This window comes from Alcaligenes sp. Marseille-Q7550, assembly GCF_965112015.1.
Map to the genome: position 1 here is coordinate 216,158 of NZ_CBCOPU010000002.1, position 17,367 is coordinate 233,524.

Genomic DNA, 17,367 nt, shown 5'->3' on the forward strand with positions numbered 1-17,367 from the left:
AGACTTGCTGGAGTCGGGGGCAGCTTCAACCCTCGTCCGCAAGCAGATCTCCATGTGCAGTCGACCGATGCCGTCGCCTTCGTAATGGCGCCAGGATACGCGTCGTCAATCGAGGGCTCCGGTTGCCATAAGTGAAGACTACTATTACAAGTGATTTCGACACTCGCCACCGACTGTTATGCAAAGAGTATCGCCATGTAATTGATACACCTCTTCAAGCTTGCTGTCTACAGCCGGTTTATTGCTTTGATACGTTTCGTAATCTTCATTAAATAAATTCAAATAACTAGAATTCTTTAACATAATATCTTCTTTTTCCTGATCAAATTTCGCAGCCATCTCATCTGCATTTACATATTGCCCCAGCAGATACGAGATCGTAGGATGAACCATTCGAAACTCGACAGATTCCATTATGGGATTATATTGATAACCAACCTTATGAAATAATGTATGAGGCTTGCCATTTCCCATATTCAAGCATTTCAGCTCGTCCAATGAACCATTGATTTCGTCGCCTTTCCACTCCACATTTGAGCTCAATGGCTTTTCCGCGGGCCTGTACAGAGCATTCAAATCGTCCCTTATTTCCTTTCTTACAGCTTCTCTGCGTGCGCCGACCATAAGTTTTTGAGCATCAACAATTGTCCTGTCTTTCTCCTTGACAACATCCAATGTTTTAAGAAACAGTTTTTTTTCATCAGTTGTCATGGGACGCATTGACACGTCGTCGTTGATGTAGAGTGCCTCCTTGACAGAGCAAGTAGTGACAAGGTCTTTATCGATGAGCAGCGAAATTTTTTCATCGTCATCGATTTGCTTGGTAAACCGATCCTGGGATGTTTGTCCGGCGCAGGACTTCAACGTATCAAAGGCCTCAAGCTTGTCCGTCGCCGTATTCCCATGGATCGCATCATGCATGGCATTCAATGCATCCTGCTTTTTATCTGTCGAAAACAAGTCTTTGAACTTATCCCACAAGCCCATATACGTCGCCTTGCTCTTATCCGGATCTTTCATGCTCTGCAGACGCGCTTCAGTGATTTTATGGGTGCTGAAATAATTACTGAACCTGTTAGACAAAATAGAGTTTGCCATTTCCGTCCTTTTTTCAATTAAAGTTACACGAATAAGTGCTGGCTACGACACAAAAGTTCCATTCCTCCGATCAGAATGGCGTTGGACATGTGCCCGGGCGACACGCACGGCAGAAGTCCAAGCGGGCCACATGGTTCAGGTCACCCGCAACAAGGCTGAACTAGACCAGGTCAATGGGGAGCGATATGCAGTTTGGCGAATTGCCGCAGACTCCGTGACCATTGTGCTCAACGGCCGGGCCGTCGCCTTGGCAGCCCATCTGCACCTGGACCATGCCTGTGCCACAACTGCGCAACAAGAGAGTCACGTGCTACCCGAACCCAATTTTCATGATTCTCTACTCAGTATGGGCATAGCCCAGCGAACCTGAGTTCTGATTGACAGGTCTTGGTCAGCTTATTTGACTGGCTCATAATGGTTTTTCGGCAACCGTTGATCAAGACGGACGAATTACTACTAACGCGCTCGTGTTGGTTGGAGCAATCTCTGAGATTCAGCAAAGTTTCATAGGAAAGGGCGAACATGGCAGGCACATCGAACAAGCTGCGTATCGGCGTATTGTATGGAGGGCGTTCAGCGGAGCATGATGTTTCGGTGCTTTCGGCCACCAACGTTATGAGCGCACTGGCATCCGAAAAATACGATGCCGTCCCGATTTTCGTGACTCTAGAGGGTCGATGGCTGCTAAGCACCTTTGAGAAGGGGTCGCTTGCCCAGCCGTCAAGCGGTACCGAAGTCTGCTTCACGCCGGGGGGATACGGACGAGCTATAGCGCTTCCCTCAGACGGAGCTCCCTATGAACTGCCGAAGATCGACATAGTCTTTCCAGTTCTACACGGTCCTCATGGCGAAGACGGTACAGTGCAAGGGGTGTTCGAAGTGGCCCGCGTGCCGTTTGCGGGATGCGGCCTGCCCGGCTCGGCCAACGCGCTTGATAAAGATATTGCCAAGCGGCTGTTCAATGAGGCCGGTGTGCCTGCAGCACGATCAGTTGCAATCCATAGGGATTTCGTTCCATCCTTCGACCACCGCAAAGGCGTGCTCGGCGTTCCGATCTTCATCAAGCCAGCCCGCCAGGGCTCGTCTGCTGGAGTCAGCAAAGTCTCGCCCGTAGCAGACTACGAGGCAGCTCTGACAGGAGGATTCCGCTACGACCGTAAACTGCTTGCCGAAGAGTTCATTCGCGGGCGCGAAATCGAATGCGCTATTTTGGAGGATGACAAGGGCGACCTGTTCGTGTCGCGGACGGGCGAAATTCTCCCGGCGAAAAGCCACGGTTTCTACACCTATTCTGCCAAATACATCGATAAGGACGGAGCAGCTCTAACGGTGCCGGCCGATTTGCCTGCCGTGCTTGAGGATGAAATCCGGACCATGGCGTTGAAGGCCTTTCGAGCTCTCGGTTGTGACGGCATGGCTCGAGCGGATTTCTTTGTTACCTCGGACATGAGAATTCTCGTCAACGAACTCAATACCATTCCGGGCTTCACCGACATCAGCATGTATTCCAAGGTTATGGCGGCAAGCGGTGTCAGCTATCCAGAGCTGATCGACCGTTTGGTCAAGCATGGCCTGTCGCGAGCAAACCGAACTGTTTAGCGCGGTAAACCCGCATACGCTGGACTGTACCACTGATTTCAGACTGCATCTGTCAGTGCATTTCACGAGAAGGCGCAAGCCGCCTATGGCCACAAAATGCCACGGGCAGGCAACACCCGGCTTTCTGGAGCGGACCGAAGGCCACGGAATAAACGCCAAGAACCGTCAAGTCCTTGGCGTTTGGAGAAACTTTGTAGAGTCGGGGGAAATCGAAGCCACGTCCGCAAGCGGGTCTACATGTGCAATCGATTGATGCAGCCGCCTTCGTGGTGGCGGCAGGCGTCAAAATACGCGTCGTCAACCGGAGACTTAAGCTTTCTCAAATACAGTCAAACGGTTTCGGCTACCGCTCTCGGTTCCTATGCAAAGCGTACCGTTGTGTAATTCATAAATATCATTAAGCGTTTTATCTATAGCCGGTTTTTTTTCTTGATAATTAACATAGTCCCCATTTATCACATTCAGAAAATCAGAGCCGCTTTTCATAATCAGATTCTTATCCAAACCCATTTCCCTGGCAGTTTCTTCTACGTTTGAATATGTTCCCAACAGAAATGAAATAGCAGGATGAACCATTTTGAACTCCACTACTTCCATTATGGAATTATATTGATAGCCAATTCTATTAAATTGCGTAAAAGGATCAAACTCCCCTGAGTTCAACCACTTCAAATCATCTATCTCCCACCCAGCCCCATCCCCTTTCCACTCCACAGTTGCACGCGCTGGATCTTCTGATGGCCTATACACAGCATAAAGATCACCCAGTATTTCCTCGCAGATCGCATCTCTGCGTTTCCCTATTACAGCCTCACCGCTAATAGACCTGTCTTTCTCTTTGGCAATATCCAGAATTTTAAGAAACAACCCTTTTTCATCAGCCGTCATGGGGAGTAGTGCTACGTCATCATTGATGTAGAGCGCCTCCTTGACAGAGCAAGTCGTGACAAGGTCTTCATCAATGAGGAGCGAAATTATACCCTCGTCATCAATTTGCTTGGTAAACCGATCCTGGTATGCCTGTCCAGCACACGACTTCAAGGTCTCAAAAGCTTCCAGCTTGCCTGTCGCCGAGCTCCCATGGATCGCATCATGCAAAGCATTCAATGCATCTTGCTTTTTATTCGTCAAAAATAGATCTTTGAACTTATCCCATAAGCCCAAATGCGTCGCCTTGGCCTTGTCCGGGTCTTTCAGGCGTTCCAGGCGCGATTCACTTATCTGATGGGTGCTGTAATAGTTACTGAACTTATCGGACAATATGGAGTTGGCCATTTCTTTCCCCTTAACAATAAAAATTGTACAAATAAGTACCAGTTACGCCGCAAAGGTTCCATTCATGCAACCAGCATGGCGTCTTGCATCAGCCTGACCAGCAGCACCTGGAAATCTTCCCCAAGTCCTCCCGGGAACATCAGGGGCAAGCTCAAACGCGAAGCGCTGCGGCGGGCCAAGCAGTCCCGCTGAAATGACGCTAGATATGTGCCCGGGCTGCTCCGTCGGCGGGGGCTGTGAATGGGGTGTTCAGCAATCCATGCGAGAAACACAGGACATGTCGTTCAGTGGGCTTGCGCGACTGAAATGGATAGGAGCACCAAGGTCGCCCACGCGCTGACGTGGGCGCTGGCGGCAAAACGGAGCTGAAAGCCATTGGATTCGCGGTTCGCGCTGATGCTGAATCGCCAATGCCCTGCGCCGGATTGAAGTGATTGTGTGCAACGCCCCGGCGCGCGACAAGCCCTTCCGTTCAGGGCGGGACAAGATAGCGCGGACGGCGTGGCCGTCCTTGTGCTTCAGCGGACCCAACGGCCAGATCGAGAGACGCATCATGAGAGGCAGGATCATAGTCGGTAGCGGAGAGGCTCAGGTGCAAGCAGTCAAAGAAGGCTACGGCATCTCCCAACTGGCGACTGATACGCGATGAACTACAACGCGGCGATCTAGTGGAAATCATGCCTCACCTATCGACTCCGGGCTTACCAATTCATCTTATCTGGCCTCGTAGTCGACAGTTGCTACCCAAGGTCGACATCATGCTCCGTTTGATCGCTCAACATTTATTGACGTTCGGGTTCATTCTTCATGGCAGCTCGGTTATGCAGATCGTGATCAGACTGACCGCCGGCATTCTTCCCGGGCATTTCGCGCCTGGAGCCGCCCACGCCATTTCTTTGTCGGACCAGCTTTTCGTCTCCGCCCTGAGCCGGCGGCGCCCGTCCCGGTTTTCATGCTGGTGTGTCCTCCATCGCCAACCGCAAAGCCCGGCCCGGCCGCCATGCATGCGCTAGAGGACGCCTCCCTTCCCCTTGATCAGGCGTCGTCTTCGTCATGGCGGCAGACGCCGGAATACGCGCCGTCAGCTAGGAGTTTTCGGTCATGCCAGGCATGCACAAATAGTTTCGGCCGCTCCCGTTTAATTGTATGCAAAGAGTCTTGTCGTGTAATTCATAAATCGCACTAAACTGCTTGTCTATTTCATTTTTTTTATTCAAATACGATTCGTAATCGCTATTATGCTCTTTCAGCAAAAAACTATTCTGAAATACCCAGTCCTCTTTTATATAACCTCGACTTCCATCAAAATCATCCGCGTTCACATACGCGCCCATCATATAAGATATCACAGGATGAACCATTTTAAATTCGAGAGCTTCCATCATTGGATCATATTGATAGCCAATTTTGTAGAATTGAGTCGGCAGATCAAAACTATTCGCATTCAAACATTTCAAATTTTCCGCCAACTCATCAATATTGCCGCCTTTCCAGTCCGCAGGTAAACGCGTCGATTTTTCATCGGGCCTGTATACCGCATAAAGAGCTTCTCTTATGCTCTCTCTCACAGCATTTCTGCGCGCCGTCTCTGCACCGTCGGATACGCCAATCAAACGCTCTTGCTCCTTGGTAACATCCAATATTCTAATGAAAAGCCCTTTCTCCTCATTCGTCATGGGGTGCAGTGACACGTCGTCGTCGATGTAGAGGGCCTCCTTGACGGAGCAAGTGGTGACCAGGTCTTTATCAATGAGCAGCGAAATCTTTCCAGCGTCGTCGATTTGCTTGGTAAACCGATCCTGGTATGCCTGCCCAGCACACGACTTCAAGGTTCCAAAAGCCTCCAGCTTGCTTGATGCCGAATCTCCATGGATCGCATCATGCAAAGCATTCAATGCATCTTGCTTTTTATTCGTCAAAAACAGATCTTTGAACTTATCCCACAAACCCAAATGCGTCGCCTTGTTCTTGTCCGGATCTTTCAGGCGTTCCAGGCGCGATTCGCTTATCCGGTGAGTTCTGTAATAATTACTGAACTTATCGGACAATATGGAGCTGGCCATTTCTTTCCCCTTGACAATAAAATTTGTACAAATAAGTACCAGTTACGCTACAAAGGTTCCATTCCTTCAATCAAAATGGCGTCTTGCAACAGCCTGACCAGCATCGCCTGCAAATATTCCCCAAATCCTCCCGGGAACATCAGGGGCAAGCTCAAACGCGAAGCGCTGCGGCGGGCCAAGCAGCCCCACAGCAGGACAGCGGAAATGACGCTAGACATGTGCCCGGGCGGCTCCGACGGCGCAGAGCGGTGAATGAGGTGTTCAGAAAGCCATGCGGGGAGTACAGGACGTATCGCTCAGCGGGCTTGCACGACTGGTCCGCCAAGGTCGCCCACGCGCTGACACTGCATCGTCGATGAGCAAGACGGTCTGATGAGCAGGCCCAAAGCGTGCCGAAGCAGGCCTGGAAAAGAAAAAACCAAGGACCGCTAAGTCCTTGGCTTTTAGAGAAACTTGGTGGAGTCGGGGGAATTGAACCCCCGTCCGCAAGTCGTCCGCAGGCAGTTCTACATGTGTAGTCGATTGATTTTAGAGTTTAACCTTGGACTGTGCCAACCGACAGGCCTTTCCTTGGCGAGCCACTAGGATTTAGAACCGGACTGCGTGGCCCAGGCCGATTCGATTCTTTGTAAGTGACGCTGCTGTAGGTTGCCCTACCTAACCCAAAGACAAATTAGTGCAGCGGCTCAGCCTTAAGCGGCGAGAGCGAAACGCTCGTCGTTGGCGTTTGTAGTTTTCCAGTGGATTTACGAGCGTACTGGTGCTCGACACGCCCTGCTCTGTTTCTTGACCCACGTCGAAGCCATGTCGGCCCCTGTGGATTAGAAAGCGTACCATAAGCGCCCATAAATGTACATACCAAAGTGCTAGAATAAACGTTTTCCCAGAGCTGGCCGGGCTCGTCCACAAGGCGCGCCCGGCCAGCTCTGCTTCCAGCCAATACCATACCTTGTTTGGAGTCGCCTTCTCATGGCTCAAACCGCAGCACAAGCCAGGGGCCCGCTCGGGTTCATTCTTCATGGCAGCCTGGTCACGCAGATCGTGATCGGCCTGATCGCCGGCATTCTCCTGGGGCATTTCGCGCCCGGCGCCGCCCACTCCATTTCCTTGCTGGGCCAGCTTTTCGTCTCCGCCCTGAAGTCGGTGGCGCCCGTCCTGGTCTTCGTGCTGGTGATGTCCTCCATCGCCAACCAGAAAGCTCAGTCCGGCACTCGCATGGGCCCGGTATTGCTGCTGTACCTGCTGGGCACCTTCCTGGCGGCGCTGATCGCCGTGATCGCCAGCTTCGCCTTTCCGGTCACGCTGAAGCTGGACCTGGCCAATTCCACGCTGAATCCGCCCGGCGACATTGCCGAGGTGCTGCTGGGCCTGCTGGCCAGCATCGTCGTCAATCCCGTGCAGGCGCTGCAGGACGCCAATTACATGGGCATCCTGGCCTGGGCCATCGCCCTGGGCGTGGCGCTCAAGCACGGCACGCAAGGCACGCGCGATTTCCTCACCGACATGGCCGGCGCAGTGTCCTCGCTGGTGCGGCTGGTGATCCGCTTCGCGCCGCTGGGGATATTCGGCCTGGTCGCCGCCACCATCGCCGAATCCGGTTTCGAGGCCCTGCGCCAGTACGCCCTGCTGCTCATAGTGCTGGTAGGCTGCATGCTGCTGGTGGCCCTGGTCATCAACCCGCTGATCGTCTTTGCCAAGCTGCGCCGCAACCCCTACCCGCTGGTCTTCACCTGCCTGCGCGAAAGCGGCATCACCGCCTTCTTCACCCGCAGCTCGGCCGCCAACATCCCGGTCAACCTGGCCCTGTGCGAGCGCCTGGGCCTGCACAAAGACACCTACTCGGTCTCCATCCCCCTGGGCGCCACCATCAATATGGCCGGCGCAGCCGTCACCATCACCGTGCTGACCCTGGCCGCCGTGCATACGCTGGAGATCACGCCCGACCTGCCCACCGCCCTGCTGCTGAGCCTGGTGGCCACGGTCGCCGCCTGCGGCGCTTCGGGCGTGGCCGGCGGCTCCCTACTGCTCATTCCGCTGGCCTGCAGCATGTTCGGCATCTCCAATGATGTCGCCATGCAGGTCGTGGGCGTGGGCTTCGTGATCGGCGTGGTCCAGGATTCCGTGGAAACCGCCCTGAACTCCTCCACCGACGTGCTGTTCACCGCCGCCGCCACCCTGGAACCGGGCCGGGCCTGATCATAGGCCCCTTCGCAAAAAAAGAAGCTCCGCCGTCCCGGTCAGCCCGATAAAATATCCCATGGCCTGAAGCTGGCCGTGCCGCAGGCGCCGGGTCCTCACGACCCGGACGCCACAGGCGGCGTACAAGGGAGACTGCCCCATGAAACGGATTTACCTGGCTGGCCCGGATGTGTTTTTCAGCGACGCCCTGGAGCGGGCCGCCCTGCACAAGCAGATGGTCCGCGAATTCGGCTTCGAGCCCCTGCATCCCGTGGACCAGGAAAAGAATGATCCGGCGTCCATCTACCACCTCAACATCCGCCTGCTGAATGAAGCCGACGCGGTCGTCGCCAACATCATCCCCTTTCGCGGCGCGGAAATGGACACCGGCACCGCGTTCGAGATCGGCTATGCCGTGGCGCAGGGCCTGCCGGTATTCACCTACCGCCAATACGAAGGCACCGTGCTGGAAACCGTTCGCGAGCACTACGGGCCGCTGGTGCTGGATTCGGCCAGCCAGCTCTGGCGCGACCGCAACGGCGCCCTGGTGGAAGATTTCGACCTGCCCTGCAACCTGATGGTGGCCGTCAGCACCCAGTTCGTCCAGGGCTCGCTGGTCCACGCCCTGAACGAACTGCGCCGGCACTTCGAGGTCCTGGAAGGACGCTGACAAGGCATTCAGCCCAGGCGCCGCCCCACCCACTGGCGGGCGCGCCACCCCGTCCAGATGCCGGCCAGGCAAGCCGCGGCGAAGAGCCAGCCGGACGCCGCGCCGGCCATGACGCCCGACAGCAGCGTGCCCACCGTACAGCCCAGGGCCAGCATGCTGCCCCAGCCCAACAATATGCCGCCGACAAAGTTGCGCGCCACATCGCGCCCGCTCGGACGCACGGGCTTGAACTCGCCCGCCGCCAGGGCGCTGGCCCAGGAGGCCAGCACCAGGCCGATCACGAACACGCCATTGGGCGAAAACAAGGTCTCTTTCAGCACCGTGGCGCAACCGGCGAAACCATCCAGGCCTTCCAGCCTGCTCGGAATCCAGCCCAGCCCAGAACCCGCCGTGCGCGCCAGGCTGCCCAGTTCCGCGGTGACGCCCAGCGGCGCATAGCGAAAATAGGACATGACGCCCAGAAAGCCGATCAGCAGGCCGCCCACCCATACCGGCCAGCGGCCCAGCAAGGGATGGGCTTCCGCAGAACGTGCCAGCGTCCCCGCCGGAGCGACATGTCGGCGCCACAAAAGCAGCGCGAGCACGCCCAGCAGGCCCAGTTGCAGCAGCAGGGACAGACCATAGCTTCCGGTCCAGGCGGGAATCCAGGCGATCGGCGCGGCCTGTATGGCATCCAGATACAGAACATTCCAGCACAGAAAGCCCAGGCCGAACCCCAGGAGGGCGCCCAGCAGGGCGAAAGGCGAAGCCAGCGCGCCCTCGCCCAGGCGGTAGAGATGCGCGCTGATGCAGGAGCCCGAAATCGCCATGCCCAGGCCGAACACGAAGGCGGCCACCGCCAGCACATAACTGACCGGTCCGATATGAGCGCCCGGCGGCAGCCGGCCGGCCGCCGGCACAGGCAGGAAGACGCTGAACAGGACGTGGTAGCCCAGCATCCCGACGGCCAGCGCCGCCACGATGCCCAGCAAGCCGCGGGCGTCGCGCCTGTCCAGGAAGTCGCGCGTCACGCAGAAGAAACAGAAGCGCGAGCGCTGCAGCGCGAGCCCGAACAGGCCGCCGGCCAGGACGGCGAAAGCCAGGACGCGGCCTTCGCCCGGTATGCCGGAAAGGTGGAAACTGAAGAGGATCAAGGCCAGCACGAGCAAAACGGCCAGCACCCGGGCTGGCCGTCCGCCGCGTGCAGGCTCGAAAGTGCCTGCCGTCATTCACGCGCTCCGTATCAGGTCTGGCCCCAGACCGTGCCGGCCGGATTGTCGATCGGCACGCCCACGGAGTTGCCGTATTCCGTCCAGGAGCCGTCGTAGTTGCGCACCTCGAAGCCCAGCAGCTTCTTCAGGGCGAACCAGGAGTGGCTGGAGCGCTCGCCGATGCGGCAATAGGTGATGACAGGCTTGCTGCCGTCCACGCCCGCGTCCGCGTAGATCTTCTTGAGCTCCTCCACGGACTTGAAGGTGCCGTCCTCGGCCACCAGCTTGCTCCAGGTCACGTTGACCGCGCCGGGAATATGGCCGGCGCGCACGGCCAGCTCCGGCACGCCGTTGGGCGCGAAGATCTTGCCGTTGTATTCATCGGCCGAACGGATGTCCACCAGCACGGCGTCTTTTTCCTTCTTGGCCACGGCCAATACATCGCTCAGGCGGGCGCGCAGGTCTTCATTGGCCGCCTGCACGGTGATGTTGCCGGGCTTGCGTTCAGGCACGGCCGGGCTCAGGGCCCGCCCCTCGGCTTCCCATTTCTTGCGGCCGCCATCGAGCAGCTTCACATTGGGCACGCCGTAGATGTCGAACACCCAGGCGCCCCAGGCGGCAAACCAGTTATTGCTGTCGCCGTACAGGACCGTGACCGAGTCCTGGTTGACCCCGGCCTGGCGCAACAGGTTCTGGAACTGGTCCTTGCCGACGATGTCGCGCCGCACCGTGTCGACCAGGTCGGTATGCCAGCGGAAATTGGCCGCGCCGCGGATGTGGCCGCGTTCGTACAGTCCGGGGTTGACGCTGACTTCGATCACGCGGACCTTGGGATCGTCCAGGTTCTTTTCCAGCCATTCTGTGCTGACCAGCACGTCGGAGGCCGCTGCCTGGGCGGCCAGCGGGGCCATGAGGCCGGCGGCCAGCGCGCTGGCGGACAGTAGGCCGGCAAAATGTTTGAGCAATGACATGACTTCTCCTTTCATCAATTTGTAAGGAAAAGATATCAATCCTCCTCACGCCGAAGAACGAAGCAATGCCTATTTGCTCATGCCCGGCGCGCGCAGAAGCTTATGCCTGAAATGTATTGGCTTAATTTGTCCTGTTTCGGCGCGGCCGGTATCGAATCGGAAATTTTGATACAGTTGAGTCAGCCACGGATAAAATCCCGAATACATCACAAGCAGAACCCGAAATGCCCATGCCCGATACCGCCCCCAAATCGTTTGTTGGACGCATACGCGAGATTCTCAACGATCTTTCTCCTTCTGAACGACGCCTGGCGGAATTCGCCCTGGACTTTCCCGGCGATCTGGCCGGCTATACGGCATCGGAACTGGCGTCCCTGGCGCATGTTTCCAACGCCACGGTCACCCGTTTCATCCGCCGGCTGGGCTACACCAACTACGAAGCCGCCCGCAAGCAGGTGCGTTCCGAAAAGAATGCCGGCTCCCCCTGCTGCTGGCCGCCACCGAGACCGAGACGGGCCGCTCGCTGGCCAACCACCTGCAGCAAAGCCAGAGCAATCTGGCCTCCACCTATCGCCGCATCCCCGAATCCCTGCTCGATGAGATCGCCCATGCCATCATAGGCGCCCGCAAGGTATGGGTGCTGGGCTTCCGGTCCAGCCACGCGCTGGCCAGCTACTTTCGCTGGCAGCTCCTGCAGATCGTGCCCGACGCGCAGTTGATCCCCGGCCCTGGGGAGACCATGGGCGAGCACCTGGCGGGCATACGCGAGCAGGATGTGGTCGTGGTGTTCGCCTTGCGCCGCCGCGTGCGCGGCATGGGCCTGCTGATCGAGCAACTGGCCCATAACTGCCCCAATGTCCTGCACATCACCGATCAGCTCAGCGCCGAAAAGAGCCCCTGTCGCTGGACAGTGCGTTGCGACGTGCAATCGCCCGGCGTCCTGGACAACCACGTGGCCGTGATCGGCTTGTGCCACCTCATCCTGAGCCAGATCATGGACAATGCGGGCCCGACAGGACGCCGGCACCTGGGCATGGTGGAAGCCTTCCACGACTGCTTCCAGGAACTGTAAGCGTCATCAGAAAAGCAAATAATCATCATGCGGATATAGTTATATCCGAGATTATTTAAATTTCCATTACGTATCAACAACTTGCAGGCTCCAAACGAGAGTCCTGCAAAGATCTTTCTCGTTTACCCTAGTTTTGCAAAAATTTTTTCATATCAATAATCACTGAAAAAATTTTGTATGGAGGCGGGCGCGCCACACGCGTCCTTGAACGAGGAGACTATCATGCAAACCACAAGCCAAGCCCTGCCCGGGGACGCCGCGCGCCCCGACGCGGCCGCCCCTTCGGCCGGCGGCGCCACAGTCCAGCACCAGCTGGAGCATTCGCTGGAGACCATCGGCGTCACCAACTCGCATCGCAAGGTGCTGGCCCTGATCCTGCTGGGCGTCTTGTTCGATGTGCTGGAGCAGAACGCCGTCGGCCTGGTCGGCCCCCTGCTGCAGGAGTACTGGGGCATCAGCACCCGCGACGTAGGCTTTCTGAACACGCTGACCTTCGCCGCAGCGGCCCTGGGACGCCTGCTCTCGGGCTACATCGCCGACCACTACGGCCGGCGCGTCATGCTGACCATCAACCTGGGCCTGTTCACCCTGGGCGCGCTGATCTGCGCGCTGGCGCCCAGCTACTGGGTCCTGGGCCTGGGCCGCGTCATCGTGGGTTTCGGGCTGGGCGGCGAGATCTCGATCGCGGTCACCATGCTGGCCGAGTTCTGCTCCTCGCGTTTTCGCGGCACGGCCGTGGGCACCATCAACGTGGCCGGCGGCGGCCTGGGCAATATGCTCGCCCCCGCCTTCGGCCTGCTGGTGTTCACCCTGTTCCCCGGCCCCGAAAGCTGGCGCTGGCTGTTCGGCCTGCTGGTGATGCCGGCGTTCATGGTGTTGTTCTACCGCCGCTACATTCCTGAAACGCCGCGCTTCCTGGTCTCCCAGGGACGCATCGAGGAAGCCAACAAGGTGCTCAACATCCTGGCCTCGGGCAAGCTGGGACGCAACGTAGCCAATCCCTACCCCTACCTGCAAAGCGGCCCTCAAGCCCGGAAGGCCGAGGGCGTACGCCTGGGAGAGATCTTCCAGGGGCCGCTCGCCTTGCGCACGCTGGTCACCGGCATTGCCGTGTGCATGACCTACGGCGCCCAGTTGACCGTGCTGACCTTGATGCCCACCTTGCTGGTGGAACAGGGCCATTCTCTGGTCAAGAGCTACACCTTCACCATCCTGATGCAGTCCGGCAGCCTGCTGGGCGCGCTGACCGCCTCCTACCTGGGTTCGCGCATGCCCCGCAAGCGCGTGTTCACCGTCGGCGCCCTGCTGGCCTGCGCTTCGGGCCTGGCCTTCGGCTTTCTCAGCCACAACATCGCGCTGGTGCTGCTGTTCGGCGCCGCCTTCCAGTTCTGCGTGCTGCTGCTCAACACGACGATCTGGATCTTCGCTCCCGAACTCTATCCCACCCGCGTGCGGGCATTCGGCACCGCCTTCATCCTGGCCCTGGGAACGCTGGCCGGCGCCTTCGTGCCGACCCTGAGCGGCTGGGTGCTGGAAGTCTACGGCGTAGGCGGCATGTTCACCCTGATGGCCGGCATGTACGTCACCTTCGCCGCCGTCCTGCAACTGGCGCCCGAGACCTTCGGCCGCCCCCTGGATACCTGATTTCAATCTGACCGGCCGGGCTCGCCCCGGCCATTGCGCATACCTTTATGTCCCATACCGTATTGCTCATCAATCCCAACACCTCCCGCCAGACCACGGACATGATGGTCGCCATCGCGCAGGCCTGCTTTGACCGGCTGGAGCGGCGCGACATCCTCGTACGGGGCCTGACCGCCCCGCAAGGCCCCGGCATGCTGACCGAGATGGAGGAACTGGCGCAGGCCGCCTCCATCGCCGAACATCCCCTGGTGCTGGAGCAGGCTCGCCACGCGGACGGCGTGATCGTGGGCGCCTTCGGCGATCCGGGCCTGGCGGCACTGGCCGAAGAGGTGGAACCGCCTGTGATCGGCATCGGCCAGGCCTCCATGCTGCAGGCCGCCCGGGCCGGCTCGCCCTTCGGCATCGCGACCACCACGCCTGGGCTGGAACAATCCATTCTGGAACGGGTGCGGCGCTGGGGGTGGCGCGGCCAGTTCGCCGGCCTGCGCCTGCCGCCCCCCCCGCCGCTGGACCTGGCCCGATCGCCCAAGCGCCAGAACCAGGAACTGGAGGACAGCGTGCGCGCCTGCATCGAACAGGACGGCGCCCGCGCCGTCATCATCGGCGGCGGCCCACTGGCGCAAAGCGTGCAGGGCCTGCAGGACAAGCTGGCCGTGCCCGTGGTCAACCCCATCGTCGCCGCCTGTGAACTGATGGCCGAAAAGCTGCCCCTGCGCATCAACTGAATACGCTGCAACCATACCGAAGAGGAGAAGCAAGCATGACAACGACGACCCTGAGCGGGGACCGGGCATCGCCGGCCAGCCAGCAGGAGCTGGACCGGATCTACAAGAAGGTGATGTGGCGCATCCTGCCCTTCATCTTCCTGCTGTGGATGCTGGCCTGGATAGACCGCCTGAACATCGGCTTCGCCAAGCTGCAGATGCAGCCCGAGCTGGGCTTTTCCGAAACCGTGTACGGCATCGGCGCCGGCATCTTCTTTCTGGGCTACTTCTTTTTCGAAGTGCCCAGCAACTGGCTGCTGCTGCGCATCGGCGCACGCAAGACCCTGGCGCGCATCGCCTTTGGCTGGGGCCTGATCTGCGTGCTGATGATGTTCACCAAGACGCCGGCCTACTTCTATGTGATGCGTTTCCTGCTGGGCGCCTTCGAGGCGGGCTTCCAGCCCGGCGTGCTCCTGTTCCTGACCTTCTGGTTCCCCGCCCATCGCCGCGCCAAGGCGTTCGCCGTATTCATCTCGGCCTCGGCCGTGGCCTCGGTCGTCGGCGCGCCGCTGGCCGGCCTGATCATGACCAACCTGCACGGCGTCAACGACTGGTCGGGCTGGCAGTGGCTGTTCCTGCTGGAAGGCCTGCCCACCATCTTCGCCGGCATCCTGGCGGTCATGTTCATCGTGGACAGTCCCGAGAAGGCGAGCTGGCTCAGCCAGCGCGAGAAAGACCTGATCAAGGAGGAGCTGCTGCTGGACGCCAAGGCGGCCGGCCCGCGCGAGCACAGCTTCAAGAAGGCCCTGGGCAACCGCGACCTGTGGACCCTGACCCTGATGTTCTTCGGCATCGTGGCCGCCAACTCCACCCTGGCCTTCTTTGCGCCCACGCTGGTGCGCTCGCTGGGCCCCACCGATCCGCTGCACGTGGGCCTGCTGGTCGGACTGGTCTATGTCTTTGGCGCCATCTTCCAGCTGGCCTTGGGCTTCAGCGCCGACCGCCGCCGCGAAGCGCGCCTGCACACGGGCATCCCGGTCATCATCGGCGCCCTCGGACTGGCCGGGGTAGGCCTGTTCCTGGGCAACAACACCATCCTGGCCTTCATCAGCCTGGCCATCGCCGTCTCGGGCACCATGGGCTGCATTCCGGTCTACTGGCAGTTGCCCAATGCCGTGCTGGCCGGTTCGGCGGCCGCCATCGGCGTGGCCTTCATCAATTCGGTGGCCAACCTGGCCGGCTTCGGCGCGCCCTTCATGCTGGGCGCGCTGAAGGACTCCACAGGCAGCTTCCAGAGCGGCCTGTGGATCATCGCCGCGCTGGAGCTGCTGGTGGGCATCTGGATCCTGTCCTTCCGCACCCGTCGAAACGCTCCCAACTGATCCCGCCAAACAAGAAGCCCCCCGCGCCATCCTGGCCCGGGGGGCTTTTTTTTATGGTTGCTATGGTGCGGACCCGTTCAGCAGACCTCTTCCAGGCAGGATTGCGGCGCAGGCAGCAGGCGACGGTAGAAGGTGGGCAGGGCGAACAGCGCGCCATGCAGCTCGGCATTGTAGAACTGCAGGGAATCCTGCTGACCGGAGGTGAAGCGCTGCGCCAGGCGCTTCTGCACCTGCGCACCGGACAGCGTCCGCGGATCCAGTTCGTCCGAGGCGATGGCCAGGCCCCAATAGGAACCATACAGGGGGATGTGCAGGCCATAGCCGTGCACCTGCGCGAACACCTTGGCCAGATCGGCGCCGAGCGCAGCGACCTGGTCGGGTTCATGAAACGGCGAACCCAGGTGCAGGACCAGGGCGCCCCCGGCTTGAGCGCCTGCCGGCAGCATTCGAAGAACGCCGGCGTGTACAGGGGGCCGGCCGGGGTTTCCGGATCGGTCAGGTCCAGGTAGATCAGGTCGAAGCGATCCTGCGTGCGAGCCAGGAAGTCGGCGCCGTCGCCTACGCGGATGTCCGCGCGCGGGTCGTCAAATGCGTCCTTGTGGATGGACTGCAGGTGCTGGCGGGCCACCTCGATGACCTCGCCGTCCAGGTCCACCAGCGTAACCCGCTCCAGGCTGTTGTGCTTGAGCAATTCTTCCAAGGCGCCGCCGTCGCCGCCGCCCACGATGAGCGCATGGCGCGGATCCGGATGCGCCACTGCCGCCGGATGGATCAGACCCTCGTGATAGAAGAATTCGTCCGCTTCGGAGGTCATCAGACAGCCATCCAGGCGCAGCGTCTTGCCCAGGGTGGCGGAGCGCAGCAATTCCAGCCGCTGAAAAGCCGTATCGCGCTCCAGCAGCCGCTCCGTGAAGCGAAAGCCGTACAGGGCGTCGTCGTTCAGGTTCTCGGTGAGCACTTCGCCGCCTTGCGCCGGGCCGTCCGCATCGCCCCGCCAGATGCGGTTGCGCTGCGACTGCCCAGGTTTGAAGGCGGCCTCCAGACCGTCGATCAGGGCTTGAGCCTTGCCGGAATTGTCCTGCATGAAATTGCAGACATAGACGTCCAGCGTGACGCCGTCCCGCTCCGGCCAGGTGTGGATGGCCAGATGCGACTCGGCCAGCAGCAACATGCCCGTCACCCCGCCGGGCTGGCCCTCGAATTCAGGAAATGCCTGCCATTCTTCGCCGACGATGGTCAGCCCCGCATCCAGCGTCTGCTGGCGGCAGAAGTCCGCCAGCTCCTTGGCATCGATGAGCAGCTTGGGGCTGCAGGCACATTGGTAGAGATCTGCGGTCAGGTGCAGGCCTTGCATGATTGCGCGCTCCTTGAAAAGGACTCTGCAGCTCCTGCAACAGGTAAGCTACAAAAAAACCCGAAGCGAGACGCACCCTGGCGGCAAGCCCCCGCTCCGCATATAAACGAGGGATTGTACCTTATATCCGTCCACAATATAAGAAGATGGTCGCAAATGAAGGCGGA

Annotated in this window: 15 protein-coding genes and 1 other RNA gene; 8 read left to right on the top strand and 8 right to left on the bottom strand. The window is 59.2% G+C overall.

Features of this window, described 5'->3' with window-relative positions:
- Nucleotides 1-144: 144 nt before the first annotated feature.
- Nucleotides 145-1,098 (bottom strand): hypothetical protein, encoded by a 954-nt coding sequence (locus tag ACWPWO_RS10330; protein WP_454006538.1) that lies wholly within the window; start codon nt 1,096-1,098, stop codon nt 145-147.
- A 522-nt stretch (nt 1,099-1,620) separates the two neighbouring features.
- On the opposite strand from ACWPWO_RS10330, the gene ACWPWO_RS10335 reads away from it, so the two are divergent.
- The gene (locus tag ACWPWO_RS10335; RefSeq protein WP_454006539.1) at nt 1,621-2,697 is read left to right on the top strand and encodes a D-alanine--D-alanine ligase family protein; all 1,077 of its coding nucleotides are present in this window, start codon (nt 1,621-1,623) and stop codon (nt 2,695-2,697) included.
- A gap of 309 nt (nt 2,698-3,006) precedes the next feature.
- Here ACWPWO_RS10335 and ACWPWO_RS10340 read toward each other — a convergent pair whose 3' ends face one another.
- The 4 genes from ACWPWO_RS10340 to ssrA form a co-directional block, all read right to left on the bottom strand.
- Nucleotides 3,007-3,972, bottom strand: a complete 966-nt coding sequence (locus tag ACWPWO_RS10340) for a hypothetical protein (protein ID WP_454006540.1) — start codon at nt 3,970-3,972, stop codon at nt 3,007-3,009.
- A 1,085-nt stretch (nt 3,973-5,057) separates the two neighbouring features.
- Entirely contained in the window at nt 5,058-6,035 is a 978-nt protein-coding gene (locus ACWPWO_RS10345) for a hypothetical protein (RefSeq protein ID WP_454006541.1), read from the bottom strand.
- Nucleotides 6,036-6,082: 47 nt separating this feature from the next.
- On the bottom strand, nt 6,083-6,253 hold the full coding sequence (locus ACWPWO_RS10350) for a hypothetical protein (protein WP_454006542.1): 171 nt from the start codon (nt 6,251-6,253) through the stop codon (nt 6,083-6,085).
- Between the two features lie 236 nt (nt 6,254-6,489).
- Nucleotides 6,490-6,850: a transfer-messenger RNA gene (ssrA, locus tag ACWPWO_RS10355) on the bottom strand.
- 154 nt (nt 6,851-7,004) lie between these two features.
- Here ssrA and sstT point away from each other — a divergent pair.
- Nucleotides 7,005-8,231: a serine/threonine transporter SstT gene (gene sstT, locus ACWPWO_RS10360; RefSeq protein WP_454006543.1), complete on the top strand. Its 1,227-nt coding sequence runs from the start codon at nt 7,005-7,007 to the stop codon at nt 8,229-8,231.
- 142 nt (nt 8,232-8,373) lie between these two features.
- A complete protein-coding gene (locus tag ACWPWO_RS10365; RefSeq protein WP_394060604.1) occupies nt 8,374-8,883 on the top strand; it encodes a nucleoside 2-deoxyribosyltransferase in 510 nt (169 codons plus the stop codon).
- A gap of 8 nt (nt 8,884-8,891) precedes the next feature.
- Here the strand turns inward: ACWPWO_RS10365 and ACWPWO_RS10370 are convergent, their stop codons facing one another.
- Together ACWPWO_RS10370 and ACWPWO_RS10375 are read right to left on the bottom strand one after the other, a co-directional pair.
- Nucleotides 8,892-10,091 carry a YeeE/YedE family protein gene (locus tag ACWPWO_RS10370; protein WP_454006544.1) on the bottom strand — a complete coding sequence of 400 codons (1,200 nt, stop codon included), beginning with the start codon at nt 10,089-10,091 and terminating at the stop codon, nt 8,892-8,894.
- A gap of 14 nt (nt 10,092-10,105) precedes the next feature.
- Complete coding sequence (locus tag ACWPWO_RS10375) at nt 10,106-10,984, bottom strand: sulfurtransferase (protein ID WP_454007473.1); 879 nt, start codon at nt 10,982-10,984, stop codon at nt 10,106-10,108.
- A 290-nt stretch (nt 10,985-11,274) separates the two neighbouring features.
- On the opposite strand from ACWPWO_RS10375, the gene ACWPWO_RS10380 reads away from it, so the two are divergent.
- From ACWPWO_RS10380 to ACWPWO_RS10400, 5 genes are all read left to right on the top strand, one after another.
- Nucleotides 11,275-11,664, top strand: a complete 390-nt coding sequence (locus ACWPWO_RS10380) for a MurR/RpiR family transcriptional regulator (protein WP_454006545.1) — start codon at nt 11,275-11,277, stop codon at nt 11,662-11,664.
- Between the two features lie 17 nt (nt 11,665-11,681).
- Nucleotides 11,682-12,116 carry a MurR/RpiR family transcriptional regulator gene (locus ACWPWO_RS10385; protein WP_454006546.1) on the top strand — a complete coding sequence of 145 codons (435 nt, stop codon included), beginning with the start codon at nt 11,682-11,684 and terminating at the stop codon, nt 12,114-12,116.
- 222 nt (nt 12,117-12,338) lie between these two features.
- The gene (locus ACWPWO_RS10390; RefSeq protein ID WP_454006547.1) at nt 12,339-13,760 is read left to right on the top strand and encodes an MFS transporter; all 1,422 of its coding nucleotides are present in this window, start codon (nt 12,339-12,341) and stop codon (nt 13,758-13,760) included.
- A 47-nt stretch (nt 13,761-13,807) separates the two neighbouring features.
- Nucleotides 13,808-14,485, top strand: a complete 678-nt coding sequence (locus tag ACWPWO_RS10395) for an aspartate/glutamate racemase family protein (RefSeq protein ID WP_454006548.1) — start codon at nt 13,808-13,810, stop codon at nt 14,483-14,485.
- Nucleotides 14,486-14,520: 35 nt separating this feature from the next.
- Complete coding sequence (locus ACWPWO_RS10400; RefSeq protein WP_454006549.1) at nt 14,521-15,846, top strand: MFS transporter; 1,326 nt, start codon at nt 14,521-14,523, stop codon at nt 15,844-15,846.
- On the opposite strand, the gene ACWPWO_RS10405 is transcribed toward ACWPWO_RS10400, so the two are convergent.
- On the bottom strand, nt 15,773-17,200 hold the full coding sequence (locus tag ACWPWO_RS10405; RefSeq protein WP_454006550.1) for a spermine/spermidine synthase domain-containing protein: 1,428 nt from the start codon (nt 17,198-17,200) through the stop codon (nt 15,773-15,775). The two genes, ACWPWO_RS10400 and ACWPWO_RS10405, sit on opposite strands and share 74 nt — an antisense overlap.
- Between the last annotated feature and the right edge of the window lie 167 nt (nt 17,201-17,367).